General features: G+C 73.3%; 16 protein-coding genes. 4 read left to right on the forward strand and 12 right to left on the reverse strand.

Annotated elements, in window-relative coordinates:
* Positions 1 to 53 precede the first annotated feature (53 nt).
* From J3P30_RS14795 to J3P30_RS15675, 3 genes are read left to right on the forward strand one after another with little or no spacing between them, the layout of a single operon-like run.
* Complete coding sequence (locus J3P30_RS14795) at positions 54 to 854, forward strand: LamB/YcsF family protein (RefSeq protein WP_210481751.1); 801 nt, start codon at positions 54 to 56, stop codon at positions 852 to 854.
* Positions 851 to 2,413 carry an urea amidolyase family protein gene (locus tag J3P30_RS14800; RefSeq protein ID WP_307807526.1) on the forward strand — a complete coding sequence of 521 codons (1,563 nt, stop codon included), beginning with the start codon at positions 851 to 853 and terminating at the stop codon, positions 2,411 to 2,413. Before J3P30_RS14795 ends, J3P30_RS14800 begins: the two co-directional genes overlap by 4 nt.
* Entirely contained in the window at positions 2,410 to 3,921 is a 1,512-nt protein-coding gene (locus J3P30_RS15675; protein WP_210481752.1) for a biotin carboxylase N-terminal domain-containing protein, read from the forward strand. The genes J3P30_RS14800 and J3P30_RS15675 overlap by 4 nt, the downstream gene beginning before the upstream one ends.
* Here the strand turns inward: J3P30_RS15675 and J3P30_RS14810 are convergent.
* Entirely contained in the window at positions 3,877 to 4,557 is a 681-nt protein-coding gene (locus J3P30_RS14810) for an SDR family oxidoreductase (RefSeq protein ID WP_210481753.1), read from the reverse strand. The two genes, J3P30_RS15675 and J3P30_RS14810, sit on opposite strands and share 45 nt — an antisense overlap.
* Before the next feature lie 190 nt (positions 4,558 to 4,747).
* On the opposite strand from J3P30_RS14810, the gene J3P30_RS14815 reads away from it, so the two are divergent.
* Entirely contained in the window at positions 4,748 to 5,125 is a 378-nt protein-coding gene (locus J3P30_RS14815) for a VOC family protein (RefSeq protein ID WP_210481754.1), read from the forward strand.
* Between the two features lie 75 nt (positions 5,126 to 5,200).
* Here J3P30_RS14815 and der read toward each other — a convergent pair whose 3' ends face one another.
* From der to J3P30_RS14870, 11 genes are all read right to left on the reverse strand, one after another.
* Positions 5,201 to 6,709, reverse strand: a complete 1,509-nt coding sequence (gene der / locus J3P30_RS14820) for a ribosome biogenesis GTPase Der (RefSeq protein WP_210481755.1) — start codon at positions 6,707 to 6,709, stop codon at positions 5,201 to 5,203.
* A gap of 53 nt (positions 6,710 to 6,762) precedes the next feature.
* Positions 6,763 to 7,434: a (d)CMP kinase gene (gene cmk / locus J3P30_RS14825; RefSeq protein WP_210481756.1), complete on the reverse strand. Its 672-nt coding sequence runs from the start codon at positions 7,432 to 7,434 to the stop codon at positions 6,763 to 6,765.
* Positions 7,431 to 8,510, reverse strand: a complete 1,080-nt coding sequence (locus J3P30_RS14830; RefSeq protein ID WP_307807527.1) for a prephenate dehydrogenase — start codon at positions 8,508 to 8,510, stop codon at positions 7,431 to 7,433. Before J3P30_RS14830 ends, cmk begins: the two co-directional genes overlap by 4 nt.
* Before the next feature lie 2 nt (positions 8,511 to 8,512).
* Positions 8,513 to 9,301, reverse strand: coding sequence for a pseudouridine synthase (locus J3P30_RS14835; RefSeq protein ID WP_210481758.1), 789 nt, complete (start codon positions 9,299 to 9,301; stop codon positions 8,513 to 8,515).
* Entirely contained in the window at positions 9,291 to 9,803 is a 513-nt protein-coding gene (scpB, locus tag J3P30_RS14840; RefSeq protein ID WP_246853470.1) for an SMC-Scp complex subunit ScpB, read from the reverse strand. The genes J3P30_RS14835 and scpB overlap by 11 nt, the downstream gene beginning before the upstream one ends.
* 142 nt (positions 9,804 to 9,945) lie before the next feature.
* Positions 9,946 to 10,770 carry a ScpA family protein gene (locus tag J3P30_RS14845; protein WP_210481760.1) on the reverse strand — a complete coding sequence of 275 codons (825 nt, stop codon included), beginning with the start codon at positions 10,768 to 10,770 and terminating at the stop codon, positions 9,946 to 9,948.
* Positions 10,754 to 11,632: a ParA family protein gene (locus J3P30_RS14850; RefSeq protein ID WP_210481761.1), complete on the reverse strand. Its 879-nt coding sequence runs from the start codon at positions 11,630 to 11,632 to the stop codon at positions 10,754 to 10,756. The genes J3P30_RS14845 and J3P30_RS14850 overlap by 17 nt, the downstream gene beginning before the upstream one ends.
* A gap of 193 nt (positions 11,633 to 11,825) precedes the next feature.
* Positions 11,826 to 13,217: an HNH endonuclease signature motif containing protein gene (locus tag J3P30_RS14855; protein ID WP_210481762.1), complete on the reverse strand. Its 1,392-nt coding sequence runs from the start codon at positions 13,215 to 13,217 to the stop codon at positions 11,826 to 11,828.
* A gap of 78 nt (positions 13,218 to 13,295) precedes the next feature.
* Positions 13,296 to 14,201 (reverse strand): site-specific tyrosine recombinase XerD, encoded by a 906-nt coding sequence (gene xerD / locus J3P30_RS14860; RefSeq protein ID WP_210481763.1) that lies wholly within the window; start codon positions 14,199 to 14,201, stop codon positions 13,296 to 13,298.
* A gap of 10 nt (positions 14,202 to 14,211) precedes the next feature.
* On the reverse strand, positions 14,212 to 14,880 hold the full coding sequence (locus J3P30_RS14865; RefSeq protein WP_210481764.1) for an NUDIX hydrolase: 669 nt from the start codon (positions 14,878 to 14,880) through the stop codon (positions 14,212 to 14,214).
* A complete protein-coding gene (locus J3P30_RS14870; protein ID WP_210481765.1) occupies positions 14,877 to 16,604 on the reverse strand; it encodes a CTP synthase in 1,728 nt (575 codons plus the stop codon). The genes J3P30_RS14865 and J3P30_RS14870 overlap by 4 nt, the downstream gene beginning before the upstream one ends.
* Positions 16,605 to 16,662 lie beyond the last annotated feature (58 nt).

A 16,662-nucleotide genomic window follows, 5' to 3' on the forward strand; every position in this document is an offset into this window, starting at 1 on the left:
GGGTGGGGCATCCGGCGCGACAATAGGCTCGTCCCGACCGGGAAGGAGTCCGCGTGAGCGCCACCGACGCCGCCCGCGACGAGCCTGCGCTCTCGATCGACGTCAACAGCGACCTCGGCGAGGGCTACGGCGCCTGGTCGTTCGGGGACGACGCCGCCATGCTCGCCCTCGTCACGAGCGCGAACATCGCGTGCGGCTTCCACGCCGGCGATCCGGCCACGATTCTCCGCACGCTGCAGGCGGCGGCCGCTCGGTCGGTCGTGGTCGGCGCGCACCTCGCCTACCCCGACCTCGCGGGCTTCGGCCGCCGCTTCGTCGACGTCGGCCCCGCGGACCTCTTCGCGGACAGCGCCTACCAGCTCGGCGCCCTGATCGCGCTGGCCCGGGTGGCGGGGACGGAGGTCCGCTACGTCAAGCCGCACGGAGCCCTCTACAACCGGATCGTCGTCGACCCCGTGCAGAGCGACGCCGTCGCGGACGCCGTCGCGGCCGTCGACCCGGGGCTGGCGGTGCTCGGGCTCGGCGGCGAGATCGAGCGCTCGTGCCGCGAGCGCGGACTGCGGTTCGAGCGCGAGGCCTTCCCGGACCGCGGATACCTGCCCGACGGCACCTTGGCGCCGCGCGCGGCTGCGGGAGCGCTCGTCACCGATCCCGCGGAGGTGGCGGAGCGGGCTGTGGCCATGGCGCGCGGCGTCGTGGTCTGCATCGACGGGTCGGTGCTCCCGGTGGCCCCCGCATCCCTGTGCCTGCACGGCGACTCCCCCTCGGCGGTCGCGAGCGGTCGCGCGGTGCGGGCGGCGCTCGCCGACGGGGGCGTCGAGGTCCGGCCGTTCCTTCCGATGGGCTCGGGGTGACGACCGGCCTGCGACCGGCGCTCGCGATCCGGCCGATGGGCGACCGGGCCCTCCTCGTCGAGCTCGAGAGCCTCGACGACGTGGTCGCGCTGTCGGCGGCGCTGCGGCGCGAACCCGCCCCGCATCAGCTCGACGTCGTCCCCGCGGCGCGCACGGTGCTCGTCCGTCTGGGCCCGGACGCGTCCCACGCCTCGGCCGCAGCGCACGTCCGGAATCTCGACGTGGCAGGCGCCTCCGAGCACGGCGTCCGGCGGCACGAGCTGCGCGTGCTCTACGACGGACCCGACCTGGCGGACGTCGCGGCGCTGCTCGGCGTCACCGAGGACGGGTTCGTCGCCCGCCACGCCTCCGTCGTGTGGACGGTCGCCTTCACGGGGTTCGCGCCCGGCTTCGCCTACCTCGTCTCCCCCGGCCTCGGCATCCGGGTGCCCCGGCGCCCCTCGCCCCGCACCTCGGTGCCCGCCGGGTCGGTCGCGCTCGCCGACGAGTTCAGCGGCGTGTACCCGCGCGACTCTCCCGGCGGCTGGCAGCTCGTGGGCCGCACGGACGCCGTCCTGTGGGACGCGGACCGCGAGCGGCCCGCGCTCCTCGCGCCCGGCGACACGGTCGCCTTCCGTCCCGTTCGGGAGCTCGTCGTCGCCGCCGCGCCGGAGCCCTCCGCCGATCCGCCGTCCCGTCCCGCCGGGCTGACCGTCCTGGACCCCGGCCTCGCGACGACCGTGCAGGATCGCGGCCGCCTCGGGTGGGCGTCGCTCGGGGTGAGCACGTCCGGGGCGGCGGATCGCCGGTCCTACGACGCCGCCAACCGGGCGGTGGGGAACGTCCCGGGCGCAGCCGCGCTGGAGTCGACGCTCGGCGGCCTGAGCCTCCGGGCGGAGCGAGAGCTCGTCGTCGCGGTGACCGGTGCGCGGGCTCCCCTGCACACTGTCGGCGCGACCGGCGCCCGGCGGACGAGGACGCTCGGCCGGCCCTTCGCGCTCCGGCTCGGCGAGGTCCTCGAGCTCGGCCTCGCGGAATCGGGACTGCGCAGCTACCTCGCCGTGCGCGGCGGGCTCGACGTCCCGGCCCAGCTCGGGAGCAGGTCGTCTGACACCCTGTCCGGGCTCGGGCCGGCCCGGCTCCGGGCCGGTGACGGGATCCCCGTCGGCGACGACGTCGCGGGCCCCGTGGTCCTTCCCTCAGTGGAGCCGCCGTCGGCCCCGGCCGGCGTGGCGACGCTCCGCGTCATTCCCGGTCCGCGGGAGGACTGGATCACCGAGGAGTCCCGGCGCCTGCTCGAGGAGCAGACGTGGCGGGTCGGCGTCCGCTCCGACCGCGTGGGCCTGCGGCTCGAGGGCGTCCGGCCGCTCGAGCGCAGCCGGCCCGGCGAGATCCCGTCGGAGGGCATGGTGGCCGGCGCCCTCCAGGTGCCTCCGGACGGTCAGCCGGTGCTGTTCCTCGCCGACCACCCGGTGACGGGCGGCTACCCGGTCGTCGGCGTGGTGGCGGCGGACGACCTCCCGATCGCCGGCCAGCTCCCTCCGGGCTCCCAGATCCGCTTCGCTCGCGAGGAGCCGTGATCCGGAAGGTCCTCGTCGCCGACCGCGGCGTCCCCGCCGTCCGGATCCTGCGGGCCTGCCGGAGCGCCGGCCTTCGCACGGTCGCGGTGTACGCGGATCAGGACTGGGACGCCCTGCACGTGCGCGTCGCGGACGAGGCGTACGCGGTGCCCGGCACCAGCGCCCGCGGCACGTACGGGAACATCGACGCCGTGCTGACCGCGGCTCGCCGCGCGGGTGCCGACGCCATCCATCCGGGATGCGCCGAGCTCGGCGAAAGCGCCGCGGCCGCGGAGGCGGTGCTCCGCGCGGGGCTGAGCTGGATCGGGTCCGGCTCGGACGCGCTCCGGCGGCTGGGCGACCCGGTGGCCGCCCGCGCCGTCGCCGTGGAGGCGGGGGTGCCGGTCCTGCCGGGGACGCTCGGCCCGGTCGCGAGCGTCGAGGACGCGCTCGCGTACGCCGAGGCGCACGGCCTGCCGCTGGTCGTCCGCCCGGTGCACGTCGGCGGCGCGCTCCGGATCGTCCGCATCGGCGAGAGTGTGCGGGAGGCCTACACCGAGGTCGTCCGCGAGGCGATGCTCGCCGTCGGCAACGGCGACTGCGTGATCGAGCGCTGGATCGACGACGCGCGGCACATCGCCGTCGACGTGGCCGCCGACCCGCACGACTCGGTCGTCGTGATCGGGACGCGGGACCGCTCGGTGCAGCGCCGCCAGGAAGAGCTCGTGGACGAGGCTCCGGCCCCGTACCTCTCCCCCGAGCAGACCGGGATCCTCGAGCGCTCGGCCGTCGCGATCGTCCGCACGGCCGGGTGCGTCGGCGTCGGCACCGTCGAGTTCCTCCTCGCGCCGTCCGGCGACCTCTTCTTCCGCGGGGTCCGCCCGAATCTGGTCCCGGGGCACTCGTTGACCGAGGACGCGACCGGCATCGACCTGGTCCGGGAGCAGCTCCGCGTCGCGGACGGGCTGCCGCTCTCGCTGACCGGCCGACCACAGCCGCACGGCTCCGCCCTCGGGTTCCGCATCAGCGCCGAGGATCCGGGCCGCGGCTTCCTCCCCTCCCCGGGCCGGATCTCCTCCCTTGCGATTCCGGGCGGCGCCGGCGTCCGGGTCGACACCGGTGTGGAGTCCGGGTCCATCGTTTCGGAGGCGCTCGACCCCCTGATCGCGCACGCCATCGTGTCCGGACGGGACCGCAGGGAGGCTCTCGCGCGGGCGCGACGGGCCCTCGCCGAGCTCTCCGTGACCGGGGTCGCCACGACCCTGCCGCTCCACCGGTCCCTGCTGCGCGACCCGGCCTTCACCGGCGACGAGTGCCGGGGCGTCCACGCCGGCTGGCTCGACAGCGGACGCCGCGAGCCCGACGAGCCCCAGGAGGAGTTCAGCGACATCGACGTCCGGCCCGTGCTGGAGTCCTACGCGATCGAGGTCCAGGGCCGGCGGACGTCGGTGCGCATCGGCGGCCTTCGGCCCGCCGCACCCGGCTCAGCGGAGCGCGGCGACCGCCTCGGCGATCGGCGTGGGCCCTGACACCAGCTCGAACTGGGACCGGACCCCGGCGCCCGTGGTCAGGAGCTCGGCGATCACGGCCGCGACGTCCGCGCGCGGGATGCTGCCGCGATCGAGCTTCGGCGCGATGGACACGGAGCCCGTCCCCGGGTCGTTCGTGAGTCCACCCGGGCGCACGATCGTCCAGTCGAGGTCGCGCTCGCGCACGGCGGCGTCCGCCTCGCTCTTGGCGCGCAGGTACACCTGGAAGACGCCGTCGCCGTCGCTCTCGTCCGCCGCGAGCTCGGCCTTCTCGGGGTCGTAGTCGTCGGCGCTCATCGCCGAGACGAGGACGTAGCGGCGGATGCCCGCCTGCTCTGCGGCATCCGCCAGGAGCACCGCGCCGTCGCGATCCATCGTGAGCTTGCGGGCGGCTCCGCTGCCCGGGCCTCCCCCCGCCGCGAAGACCACGGCGTCGGCGTCCTGCAGGACCTCGGCGAGCTCGGCCACGCCCGCCTGCTCCAGATCGAGGACGGCCGCGGCGGCGCCCGCCGCCTCGATGTCGGCGACGTGCGCCGGGTTGCGGACGATGCCGACGACGTCGTGACCGTTGTCGGCGAGCAGACGGGACAGGAGGAGGGCGATCTTGCCGTGGCCCCCGGCGATGGCGACTCTCATCGAGCGCAAGCCTGCCGCGTTCGCCGCCCGATCGCACGGCCTCCCCCGGCACGCCGAGCGGGCGTATCATCGCCTCGTCCACCTTCCCGACGGCTGCCGAAGCCGCCGGACGGGAAGCGCCTCCGTGACGCTTCCGCCTCTACCCGGCCCGCGGGCTGGCGGGCCATCCGTTCTCCCTCGAGGAGGAACGATGCTCAAGGAACTGCACGCAGTGCTGCCCGCGGCGGACCTCGCGCGGGCGCGCAGGTTCTATCACGACACGCTCGGGCTGGACCCGGTCGAGGAGCACGAGGAGGGTCGCCTACTGACCTATCGGGTCGGCGGCTCCGCCTTCGACATCTACGAGACCGAGAACGCCGGGACCGCGAAGAACACCCAGCTCTGCTTCGAGACCGACGACCTGGACGAGGAGATGAGCCGGCTGCGCGACCGCGGCGTGATGTTCGAGGACTTCGAGATCCCCGGCGTCATGAAGACCGAGAACGGCGTCGTCACCGATGCCGAGTCGAGGACCGCCTGGTTCCGCGACAGTGAGGGCAACTTCATCTGCATCGCACAGCGGATGTGACCTCGGCGCTCCGGCTCGCGTCGAACGGCAGCGCCGCACGCGGGCCGGGGCGCTCTTCTCTGCGCCGGGGCTGCGCTACTTCTTGCGCCGCTCGCGGACCCGCATGTTGAGGACGATCGGCGTCCCCTCGAAGCCCCAGATCTCGCGGAGCCGGCGCTGGATGAAGCGCCGATAGCCCGGATCGAGGAAGCCGGTCGTGAACAGCACGAACGTCGGCGGCCGGGTCGACGCGTGGGTCCCGAACAGGATGCGGGGCTGGCGCCCGCCGCGCACGGGGTGCGGGTGGGCGGCGACGAGCTCGGACAGGAAGGCGTTGAACTTCCCGGTGCCGATCCGGGTGTCCCAGCTCTCGAGCGCCAGCTCGAGCGCGGGCACGAGCTTCTCGAGGTGGCGTCCGGTGCGCGCCGAGATGTTGACGCGCGGCGCCCAGGTCACGTGCGCGAGGTCCTGCTCGACCTCGCGCTCGAGCAGCCGCCGGCGGTCGTCGTCGAGGAGGTCCCACTTGTTGTAGGCGAGGACGAGGGCGCGACCGGACTGGAGGACGAGGTCGATGATGCGGACGTCCTGCTCGCTGATCGGCTCGGTCACATCGAGCACGACGACCGCGACCTCGGCGCGCTCGAGGGCGGCGGTCGTCCGCAGCGAGGCGTAGAAGTCGGCGCCCTGGGAGAGGTGCACCCGGCGCCTGATGCCGGCCGTGTCGACGAAGCGCCACACCCTCCCGCCGAGCTCGATCTGCTCGTCCACGGGGTCGCGCGTGGTGCCCGCGAGCTCGTTGACGACGACCCGCTCCTCCCCGGCGGCCTTGTTGAGCAGGCTCGACTTGCCCACATTGGGGCGACCGACGATGGCGACTCGACGGGGTCCGCCCACCTCCTCCTTGGCGACCGCGGACACCTCGGGCAGGACCGCGAGGGCGGCGTCGAGCAGGTCGGCGACGCCACGGCCGTGCAGCGCGGAGACGGGATGCGGCTCGCCGAGCCCGAGCGACCACAGCTCGGCGACGTAGGGCTCCTGGACGGCGTCGTCGACCTTGTTCGCGGCGAGCAGGACTGGCTTGCCGCTCTGGCGCAGCATCCGCACCACCCGCTCGTCGGTGCTGGTCGCGCCGACGACGGCGTCCACGACGAACAGGACGGCGTCGGCGAGGTCGACGGCCACCTCGGCCTGGGCCGCCACGGAGCGGTCGATGCCGCGCGCGTCCGGCTCCCAGCCTCCCGTGTCGACCAGCGTGAAGAAGCGGCCGTTCCATTCGGCGCGGTAGGAGACGCGATCGCGGGTGACGCCCGGGACGTCCTCGACGACCGCCTCGCGACGCCCGAGGATGCGGTTGACGAGGGCCGACTTGCCGACATTGGGGCGGCCGACGATGGCGAGGACGGGGAGCGCCGGGAGGTAGCGGACCTCGTCCGGGTCCTCGACCGAGGAGTCGAGGATGTCGATGTCCTCGTCCTCGAGCTCGTACTCCTCGAGCCCGGCCCGCAGGGACGAGGCTCGGCGCTGCGCCAGGTCGTCGTCGAGGGTCGCGAGCCGCTGCTCGAGGTCGTCGTCGCCGCCGTCGTACTCGCGCTCGGTGTCACTCATCGTGTCCCCCATCCTGCCGCACCGGCCGGGTGCGCCCCCTCCGGGCGCCCCACCTAGCTCTCCGCCGCCCGCACGAGGGCGACCATCGCCTCCACCGTCTCGTCGAAGGTCAGGTCGGTCGAGTCGAGAGTGGTGACCCCCTCCGCGGCCGTCATGAAGTCGACGACCTGGGCGTCCTTGCGGTCCCGATCGGCGACGAGCTTGGCGACGTCGGCGGAGGAGGCGCCCGTGAGCTCGGCGCGCCGCCGCTGGATGCGGACGCGCTCGTCGGCGGTCAGCAGGACCCGCACCGAGGCGTCGGGCGCGACGACCGTCGTGATGTCGCGGCCCTCGGCGACGATTCCCGGGGCCCCGGGAGCGTCGAGGCGTGCCCGGAACCGCTCGTTCAGCCGGCGCCGCACCTCGGCGACGCGCGCGACCGCGCTCACCACGGCGGTCACCCGGGGCTGGCGGATGGCGTCGGTGACGTCCGACCCCGCGACCGTCACGCGCTGATCGTCCGGGTCCGTCGTGAGCCCGTCGCCGAGCTCGTCCACGAGGGCGACGAGCGCCGCCTCATCCGCGAAGTCCACTCCGCGCTCGAGACCGAGCCAGGCGAGAGCGCGGTACGCGGCCCCGGTGTCGAGGAACTCGAAGCCCAGGGCGCGGGCCGCGGCCCTGCTGACGCTCGACTTCCCGCTGCCCGCCGGTCCGTCCACCGCCACGACCGTCCGCGACCAGCTCATCCCGCGATCCTCCACCCTCGCTCCGTCAACTCGCGCTCCAGCCGGTCCCGCACCTCGGGCACGACCACGACCTCCACGATCCCGATCGGCGCGCGGGGCGAGTGCTCGAGCCGGAGGTCCTCGAGGTTGACCCCCACCTCCCCGATCTCGGTGAGGAGCGCGGCGAGCTGGCCGGGCCGGTCGTCGATGAGGACGACCAGGGAGGCGAAGCGGGCGTCCTGACCGTGCTTGCCCGGCAGGCGGGCGACGCCGGCGTTGCCCGCGGCGAGGACCTCGGCGACCGTGCGCCGGGCGCCGATCCGGTCGTGGTGGCGCAGCGCCTCCCGGAGCCCGTCGAGGTCGGCGGCGAGGGCGTCGAGGACGGGCACGACGGAGCCGGCGTTGGCACCGAGGATCTGCACCCAGAGCTCCGGGCTGCTGGACGCGATCCGCGTGACGTCGCGGACGCCCTGGCCGGCGATCCCCACCGCGGCGTTCGGCGCGTCGGCGAGGCGGGCCGCCATGAGGGACGCGACGAGCTGCGGCACGTGGGAGATGACCGCCACGCCCTCGTCGTGCTCGCGCGGACTCAGCCGCACCGGGGTCGCCTCGAGGTCGAGGATGAGGTCCTCGAGCACCCGGATCTGTTCCGGGGTGGTGCGCTCGTGCGGCGTGATCACCCAGGGCCGGCCGAAGAAGAGGTCGGCCCGCGCGGAGATCGGGCCGCCCCGCTCCCGGCCGGCGAGCGGATGCGATCCGAGGTAGCGGGAGTCGTCGGCGCCGAGCGCGCGGAGGCCGTCGAGCGGGTGCTGCTTGACGCTGCCGACGTCCGTGACGAGCGCGGTCGGATGGTCCTCGAGGGCCTGTGCCACGGTGGCGGCGATCTGGTCCGGCGGGACCGCCACGACGACGAGCGCGGGCTCATCACCGTCGCCGCGCCGGCGCCCGGCCCCGTAGTCGACGGCGAGGTCGAGCGCGGCGGGCGAGGTGTCGGAGAGCAGCACGTCGACGCCCTCGTAGCGGAGCCCGAGGCCCACGCTGGCCCCGAGGAGCCCGGTGCCGACGACCAGGACGGGTCCGGCGGTACGGGCGTTCACGCTCACTCCTCGCGGGGCCTGCTGTTCCTGGGGGTGTGGCCTTCCCTGGACAGGGTGAGAAGTTGGCCGAGTTCTACCTTAGTGAGGTCCCGGATCTCCCCCGACGGCAGCGACCCGAGGTGCAGCGGGCCGAACTGGCGCCGGACCAGCTCGAGCACGGGATGCCCGACCTCGTCGAGCATCCGCCGCACGATCCGGTTGCGACCCGAGTGCAGCGTCACTTCGAGGAGGCTCGTCTGCCCACCTGATCGCTCCGGCAGCAGGCGGGCGCGGTCGGCCGCGATCGGCCCGTCCTCCAGCTCCACGCCGTTCAGGAGCCGTGCCACCGTCCGCGGCTGGACGCGTCCCTTCACGAGCGCGATGTACGTCTTGGTCACGCCGAACGACGGATGAGCGAGCACGTGCGCGAGCTCCCCGTCGTTGGTGAGCAGGAGCAGCCCGGACGTGTCGGCGTCGAGACGGCCGACGTTGAAGACGCGCTCCTCGTAGCGGGACGTCCACTGGCGGAGGTCCGGGCGGTCGTGCTCGTCGCGCAGCGAGCTCACGACCCCGACCGGCTTGTTGAGCATCAGGTAGCGCTTGGTGGTGTCGAGCTGGACGGCGACCCCGTCGACGGCGACCTTGTCCTTCTCGGGATCGATGCGCGTGCCGAGCTCGGTGACGATCCGGCCGTTCACCGAGACCCGTCCCGCGCCGATCATCTCCTCGGAGACGCGGCGGGACGCCACGCCCGCGGCGGCGAGGACCTTCTGCAGCCGGACACCCTCGGGCGCCGGCGAATCAGCGGACATCGGCGACCTCGTCGACGCCCGCCAGCAGCGGCGAGATCGGCGGCAGCTCGTCGAGCGAGTTGATGCCGAGGTGGGTGAGCAGCAGCGGGGTCGTGCCGTAGGCGATCGCGCCCGTCTCGGGATCGGTCGCCACCTCCTCGATGAGGCCCCGCGCCACGAGGGTGCGCACGACGCTGTCGACGTTGACGGCACGGATCGCGGCGACCTGGCTGCGCGTGATGGGCTGCTTGTAGGCGATGACGGCGAGCGTCTCGAGCGCCGCCTGGGACAGCTTCGCGGGGCTCTGCGTGAGCACGAAGTCGCGCACGGTGGCGTCGTACTCGGGGCGAACGTAGATGCGCCAGCCGCCGCCGACCTCGCGCAGCTCGAATCCCCGCCGAACGCCGCCGTCGGCGCCGTCGTAGTCCGCGACGAGCCGCTGCACGGCCCGGCGCACCTCCGCGACCGGGCGCCTCACCGCGCTCGCGAGCGCAACGAGCGACTGCGGCTCGTCCGCCACCATGAGGATGGCCTCGAGCGCGGCGTCCACCTCCCCACGGGGAGGGCGAGCCTGGCGCTCCGGCGCCGGTGCCGGACGCTCGGCCGTCGCGGTCCGCCCGAGCCCGAGGAGCAGCGCCACCGGCTCCCGGTCGAGGTCGATGTCGTCACTCGTCATAGTCGGCTCCGAGGTCGGCGAGGCGGGCGTCGTCCCAGACGGCCGCGGTCCAGAACAGCGTCAGCTCTCCGAGCGGCTCGAGCTGCTCGAACGCGATGGCTCCATTACGGTACAGCTCGAGCACGGCGAGGAAGCGGGCGACGACGACCGCGGCGCCCTCCGCGCCGGCGATCAGCGAGCGGAACGTCCGCGGCTCGCCGCCGCGCAGCAGCGCGACGACGATCGCGGCCTGCTCCCGGATGCTCACCCGGGGCACATGGAGGTGGTCCGTCCCGAGCGCGGGCAGCTCGCGCGGCACGAAGGCGAGCGCGGCGAGACCCGCGAAGCCGGCGAGGTCGATCGTCCACGCGAGCTCGGTCGGGGCTCGGCGGTACTTCTCCTCGAGCTTGACCGCGCGGTAGTGACGGGACGTCTCCGCCTCGATCCGCGTCGCGAACCAGGAGGACGCCTCCTTGAAGGCCCGGTACTGGAGCAGGCGCGCGAAGAGGAGGTCCCGCGCCTCCAGCAGCGCCACGTCCTCCGCGTCGACCAGCTCCCCCTGCGGCAGGAGCCCGGCGATCTTGAGGTCGAGGAGCGTCGCGGCGACGACGAGGAACTCGCTCGCCTCCTCGAGCTCCTGCTCGGTGTCGAGCCCCCGCAGGTAGGCGAGGAACTCGTCGGTGATGGCCGAGAGCGCGATCTCCGTGATGTCGAGCTGGTGCTTGCCGATGAGGCTCAGCAGCAGGTCGAACGGCCCGTCGAAGCTCCCGACCCGGACCGAGAAGCCCGAGGTCTCCTGCGGATCGGCCGGCGGCGCGTCAGGCGACCGCACCACGCGACACGAGCTCGCGGGCGAGCCGCCGGTACGCCTTCGACGCGTTGTGCTCGGGAGCGAACTCGAGCACCGGGATGCCCGCGACGGACGCGTCCGGGAACTTGATCGTGCGCCCGATCACGGTGTCGAGCACGCTCGTGTCGAACGCCTCCACCACCCGCTGCAGGACCTCCCGGCCGTGCAGCGTCCGCGAGTCGTACATCGTCGGAAGGATGCCGTCGAGCTCGAGGGCCGGGTTGAGGCGGTCCTTCACCTTCTCGATCGTCTCGATGAGCAGGGCGACGCCGCGGAGAGCGAAGTACTCGCACTCGAGGGGGATGAGCACGCCGTGGCTCGCGGACAGCGCGTTCACGGTCAGCAGGCCGAGGGACGGCTGGCAGTCGATGAGGATCACGTCGTAGGCGTCGCTGATCTTGCGGAGGACGCGGGCGAGCGCCTGCTCTCGGGCGACCTCGTTGACCAGGTGGACCTCGGCGGCGGAGAGGTCGATGTTGGCCGGGATCACGTCGAGCCCGGGGATCGACGTCTCCTGGATGGCGACCTGCGGGTCGCGCACCGTGCCGATGAGGAGGTCGTAGATCGTGACGACGTCGTGCATCTGCACGCCCAGACCCGCGGACAGGGCGCCCTGCGGGTCGAAGTCGATGGCGAGCACCTTGCGCCCGTACTGCGCGAGCGCGGCGCCGAGGTTGATCGTCGTCGTGGTCTTCCCGACCCCGCCCTTCTGATTGCAGAGCGAGATGATGCGGGCGGGCCCGTGAGCGCGAAGCGGAGCGGGCTCGGGGAACTCCCGGAACTCGCGGCCCGCGATGGTGATCGCCTGCACTGGGGCCTCCGCGACTGTCTCCGTAATGTGCGTCATCCCGACGTCCCTTGCACTCGTTGAGTCTTCGTGTCCCCCGCGAGTCAGTGTAGGAGCGGCCCCTCACTCACCCCGGGACGGCCGCCGCGTGTCGTTATGGTCGGCGAACTCCCAGGTGCGAAGCGGCGTCAGGGCACGGCGTTGCAGGACCGGGCGAGCGCCGTCTCCGGCCTTTGGAGGCCGGGACCGGGGATCAGAAGGGCGGGTCGTCCGCCCACTGCCGCTGCACGAAGAGAGGCGCTCCCGGCCGCGAACGCGGCGGGCGCTCGGGCGGCAGCTTCACCTGCGGCGAGCTCGTGTAGGTGCGCCCGGTCGGCGAGGTCCAGGTGAGGATGCCGTCGCCTCCCGGCGACTGGGACAGCCGCCACCGGCTCCCGTGTTTCAGGCGGTGATGACCCCGGCACAGGTGCGCGAGGTTCGAGGTCACGGTCTCGCCGTCCTCGACCCAGGCGACCGTGTGGTCGATGTCGCAGTAGCGGGCCGGCCGGGTGCAGCCGACGAACCGGCAGACCCCGTCGCGGATGCGAAGGTGGCGCTTCAGGTCGCTCGGCACGCGGTACGACTCGCGGCCGACCGAGAGGACCGCCCCGGTCTCGGGATCGGTGAGGATGCGGAGGAAGCCCGTCGCGCACCCGGCCATCCGGCGAGCGGTGACGGCGTCGATCGGGCCGTAGCCCTCGAGAACGGCGGGAGAGTCGCTGCGTCCCATCGCCGTGAGCACGGGCACGTGCAGCGCGACCTCGGGCCGCAATCCGCGCTGCGCGCCCGGGGTGGACTGAGGCTCATCGCCGGCGGACACGGGGAGCGTCACGCCTCCGGCGTCCGTGAGCAGGTCGCGGACGACGTCCGCCTCGATCTGCTGCAGCGTCCGTGTCTCCCCGTCGACGAGCAGGGTCCGGGCGATGCCGTGCACCGCAGCCGCGGCGCCGATCGCATCGCTCGCCTCCATCAGCGCGCCGTACCAGGCCATGCCGTCGGGAGCGGCCTCGATCGCGGTCCGGCGCTCGGTCACCGCCTGGCGATGACGCTCGACCAGATCCTCGGGGCACAGCTGCGCTCGGATCGTCGCGGCCATCGCCCGCAGCCGCGAGGGCACGAGCGTCCGGGCGTAGGGCAGCACCCGCCGCTCGTACTCCGCCGCCAGCTCGTCGGGAACGCCGGCGCCCTCTTCCGCCACGATGCGCGCGTGACGCTCGGTGAAGGCCGCTCGATGCAGCTCCTCGAGCGTCGCCGGGAAGCGGTGCACGAGTTCCCTGGCGAGATCGAGCATCGGCTCGGCGGTCCGCTCGTGCACCTGGAGGAGGCCGGCGACTTCCGCGCGAAGCTCCCGCCACGCAAGAGAGTCCCGATCGGTCCAGCTCGCGCCGGTCGTGCGCTCGGCCTCGAGCCGGAGGTCGTCGAGAAGGGCGAACTGCTCGGCGGCCAGGGTCGCCGCTCGTGCCGACCGCTCGGCGATCCGCTGCGCGAGCCGCTGCTCCCAGGTCCACCGCCCGGTGAGCTCCTCCCAGGCGGCCCGCTCCGCGTCGCTCAGCCGGCCCTGATAGGCCTCCGGCGACTCCGGATCCGGCGGCGCCTCCTCGAACATGCCGACAGTGAACCACCAGCCACCGACATCGCCCCTCGAGCGGCAGATCGGTCTCAGCGGCGTCCCAGCGCGCCGCGATCACCGCGCCCGCGGGTGCGAGGTGATGTAGACGTCGCGCAGGGTGTCCGCCGTGACGAGCGTGTAGATCTGGGTGGTTGCGACCGAGGAGTGGCCGAGCAGCTCCTGAACGACCCGGACGTCGGCACCCCCCGCCAGCAGGTGCGTCGCGAACGAGTGGCGGAAGGTGTGCGGCGAGATGTGCCGCTCGAGCCCGGCGCGCTCGGCCGCGGCCTGGATCACGAGCCAGGCCGACTGCCGGGACATCCGTCCCCCGCGCGGACCCAGGAACAGGGCGGGGGTGGACCCTCCGCGCGATGCCCACTGCGGGCGGACCCGCACGAGGTACGCATCCATAGCGGCCCTCGCGTAGCTGCCGACCGGGACGATGCGCTCCTTGCCGCCCTTCCCGCGGAGCCGCAGCACGCCCTCCTCGACGAGGTCGTCGACGTCGAGCGCCACCGCCTCGCCGATGCGGGCGCCGGTCGCGTACAGCAGCTCGAGCAGCGCCCGATCGCGCAGCGCGACGGGCTCCTCCCCCGCCGTCGCCGAGAGGATCGCGCCCATCTCGTCGACGGACACCGCCTTCGGCAGCCGCAGGCCGAGCTTCGGCGGCTTGACCTCGGCGGCCGGGTCGGCGTCCACGACGCGGTCCTCGACGAGGAAGCGGTGCAGTCCGCGGACCGAGGACAGCATCCGTGCTACCGAGGACGCGCGCATCGCCGTGCCGTCGGATCCGCGGAGGTGCTGCGAGAACGCGGCGATGTCCGGGGCGGTCACCCGGGCCACGTCCGTGATGCCGCGCGCGGCGAGGAACGCGGTGTAGGCGCCGAGATCGCGGCGGTACGCCGCCAGGGTGTTCGCGGCGAGCCCGCGCTCGATCGCGACGTGGCGCAGGAAGGCCGCGACCGCAGCCTCCGGGCTCATCGCCGGGCCGTCACCAGGTTCCGTCGCCGAGCGCGGGGTGGCGCGGCCACGGGGTGTCCGCGGGAGCGAGGCCGGTCCAGCCGCGCGCCTTCTCCAGCGCGGCCGCCATGACGCCGATGACCGTCGACGGGTTCTGGATGTCGCGCGCGAGCACGGCGTTCAGAGCCTCGTCCAGGCTCACCCAGCGCACCTCGATGTCGGCCTCCTCCGCCGTGCGCTCGAACGCGTCGACGTCGGAGATGCCGCGGGCGAGGTAGACGCGCACGGTCTCGTTGCTCCCGCCGGGCGAGTTCGTGTACTCGGCGAGCACGTGCCAGGTGTCGGCCGCGATGTCGGCCTCCTCCGCGAGCTCCCGCTTGGCGCCCTCGAGCGGGCCCTCGCCGTCGTCGTCGAGCAGGCCGGCCGGGATCTCCCAGTCGCGGGTCCGGATCGGATGGCGGTACTGGCGGATCAGGAGGACGCGCTCGTCGTCGTCCATCGCGAGGATCGCCACGGCACCCGTGTGGTCCACGTACTCCCGCACGATGGGCTCGCCGTTGTACAGGAACGTCTCGCGGACGACGTCCCAGACCTTCCCGTCGTGCACGATCTCGCGCTCGAGGACCTCCGCCTCGAACGGCTCGTCGCGCAGCGGCTCGGTGGTGGCGGCGCCGTCGCGGACGGGCTCCGTCGCGCTCATGCGCCCACCTGCTCGGCGATCTCGTCCTCGGTCACGTCGAAGAGCCGGCTCGCCCGCTGCCGGTCGAGCGCGGCGCCGACGAGGCCCCGGAAGAGCGGATGCGCCCGGTTCGGCCGCGAGCGCAGCTCGGGATGCGCCTGGGTGCCGATGTAGAACGGGTGCACGTCCCGCGGCAGCTCGACGAACTCGACCAGCTGGCGGTCCGGGGACGTCCCGGAGAAGACGAGCCCGCTGCCGGCGATCTGCTCCCGGAACCGGTTGTTGACCTCGTACCGGTGGCGGTGACGCTCGACCGCCTCCGGGCCGCCGTAGAGGTCCGCGGCGAGCGTGCCCTCACCGAGCGCCGCCCGGTAGAGCCCGAGCCGCATGGTGCCGCCGAGGTCGCCGCCCGCGAGGATGTCGACCTGCTCGGCCATCGTCGCGATGACGGGGTACGGGGTGTCGGGGTCGAACTCGGAGGACGAGGCCCCGTCCAGCCCGGTGACGTTCCGCGAGTACTCGATCACCATGCACTGCAGGCCGAGGCAGAGACCGAGGGCGGGGATGCCGTTCTCGCGGGCGAAGCGGAGAGCGCCGAGCTTGCCCTCGATGCCCCGGATGCCGAAGCCGCCCGGGATGCAGATCCCGTCGACGTCGCCGAGGTTCCGCGCCGCCCCCTCGGGCGTCTGGCACTCGTCGCTCGGCACCCAGCGCAGGTTGACCTTGGTGCGGTGGGCGAAGCCGCCCGCCCGCAGGGCCTCCGTGACCGAGAGGTACGCGTCCGGGAGGTCCACGTACTTGCCCACGAGGGCGATCGTCACCTCGAAGGCGGGCTCGCGAACCGCGGTGAGCAGCTCGTTCCACCCGCTCCAGTCCACGTCGCTCGTCGCGAGACCCAGCGCCTCGATGATGTAGGAGTCCAGGCCCTCGCTGTGCAGCGCCGACGGCAGCTCGTAGATGCTCGGCACGTCCACGTTGTTGACGACCGCCGGCTCCTCGACGTCGCACATGAGCGCGATCTTCCGCTTGACGCCGTCGGACACCGGGCGGTCGGACCGGAGCACGAGCGCGTCCGGCTGGATGCCGATGGAGCGGAGCGCTGCCACCGAGTGCTGCGTCGGCTTCGTCTTCTGCTCGCCGGACGCCCCGATGTACGGAACGAGGGACACGTGCACGAAGAACACGTTCTTGCGGCCGAGCTCGTGGCGCACCTGGCGCGCGGCCTCGAGGAACGGCTGCGACTCGATGTCGCCGACGGTGCCGCCGACCTCGGTGATGATGACGTCCGGTGCGGGCTCGTCCGAGTCGGCGGGCACGATCGCCTGCTGCCGCATCCGGAACTTGATCTCGTCGGTGATGTGGGGGATGACCTGGACGGTGTCGCCGAGATACTCGCCGCGGCGCTCCTTCGCGATGACCTTCGAGTAGATCTGCCCGGTCGTGACGTTCGCGGCGGCGTCCAGGTTGATGTCGAGGAAGCGCTCGTAATGGCCGATGTCCAGGTCCGTCTCGGCGCCGTCGTCCGTGACGAACACCTCGCCGTGCTGGAACGGGTTCATGGTCCCCGGATCCACGTTCAGATAGGGATCCAGCTTCTGCATGACGACGCGCAGTCCGCGCGCGGTGAGCAGATGTCCGAGGCTCGCGGCGGTGAGGCCCTTGCCCAGAGAGGAGACGACACCCCCCGTGACGAAGATGTGCTTGGTGGTGCCCCGACTGTCTTGCGATGCGAACGCGTCTGCCACGGGTTTCCATCCTAAGCGACACACCCGGCCTTGCCTGCCGATTTGCGCGTTCGGGACG

The sequence above is a fragment of the Naasia sp. SYSU D00948 genome, from assembly GCF_017916515.1.
GTDB lineage: Bacteria > Actinomycetota > Actinomycetes > Actinomycetales > Microbacteriaceae > Naasia.

Excerpts from the sequence above, each read along its gene's own strand:
- J3P30_RS14810 (WP_210481753.1), bottom strand. The coding sequence starts at position 4,557 with ATGAGAGTCGCCATCGCCGGGGGCCACGGCAAGATCGCCCTCCTCCTG.
- J3P30_RS14815 (WP_210481754.1), top strand. The coding sequence starts at position 4,748 with ATGCTCAAGGAACTGCACGCAGTGCTGCCCGCGGCGGACCTCGCGCGG.
- der (WP_210481755.1), bottom strand. The coding sequence starts at position 6,709 with ATGAGTGACACCGAGCGCGAGTACGACGGCGGCGACGACGACCTCGAG.
- cmk (WP_210481756.1), bottom strand. The coding sequence starts at position 7,434 with ATGAGCTGGTCGCGGACGGTCGTGGCGGTGGACGGACCGGCGGGCAGC.
- J3P30_RS14835 (WP_210481758.1), bottom strand. The coding sequence starts at position 9,301 with ATGTCCGCTGATTCGCCGGCGCCCGAGGGTGTCCGGCTGCAGAAGGTC.
- scpB (WP_246853470.1), bottom strand. The coding sequence starts at position 9,803 with ATGGTGGCGGACGAGCCGCAGTCGCTCGTTGCGCTCGCGAGCGCGGTG.
- J3P30_RS14850 (WP_210481761.1), bottom strand. The coding sequence starts at position 11,632 with ATGACGCACATTACGGAGACAGTCGCGGAGGCCCCAGTGCAGGCGATC.
- J3P30_RS14855 (WP_210481762.1), bottom strand. The coding sequence starts at position 13,217 with ATGTTCGAGGAGGCGCCGCCGGATCCGGAGTCGCCGGAGGCCTATCAG.
- xerD (WP_210481763.1), bottom strand. The coding sequence starts at position 14,201 with ATGAGCCCGGAGGCTGCGGTCGCGGCCTTCCTGCGCCACGTCGCGATC.
- J3P30_RS14865 (WP_210481764.1), bottom strand. The coding sequence starts at position 14,880 with ATGAGCGCGACGGAGCCCGTCCGCGACGGCGCCGCCACCACCGAGCCG.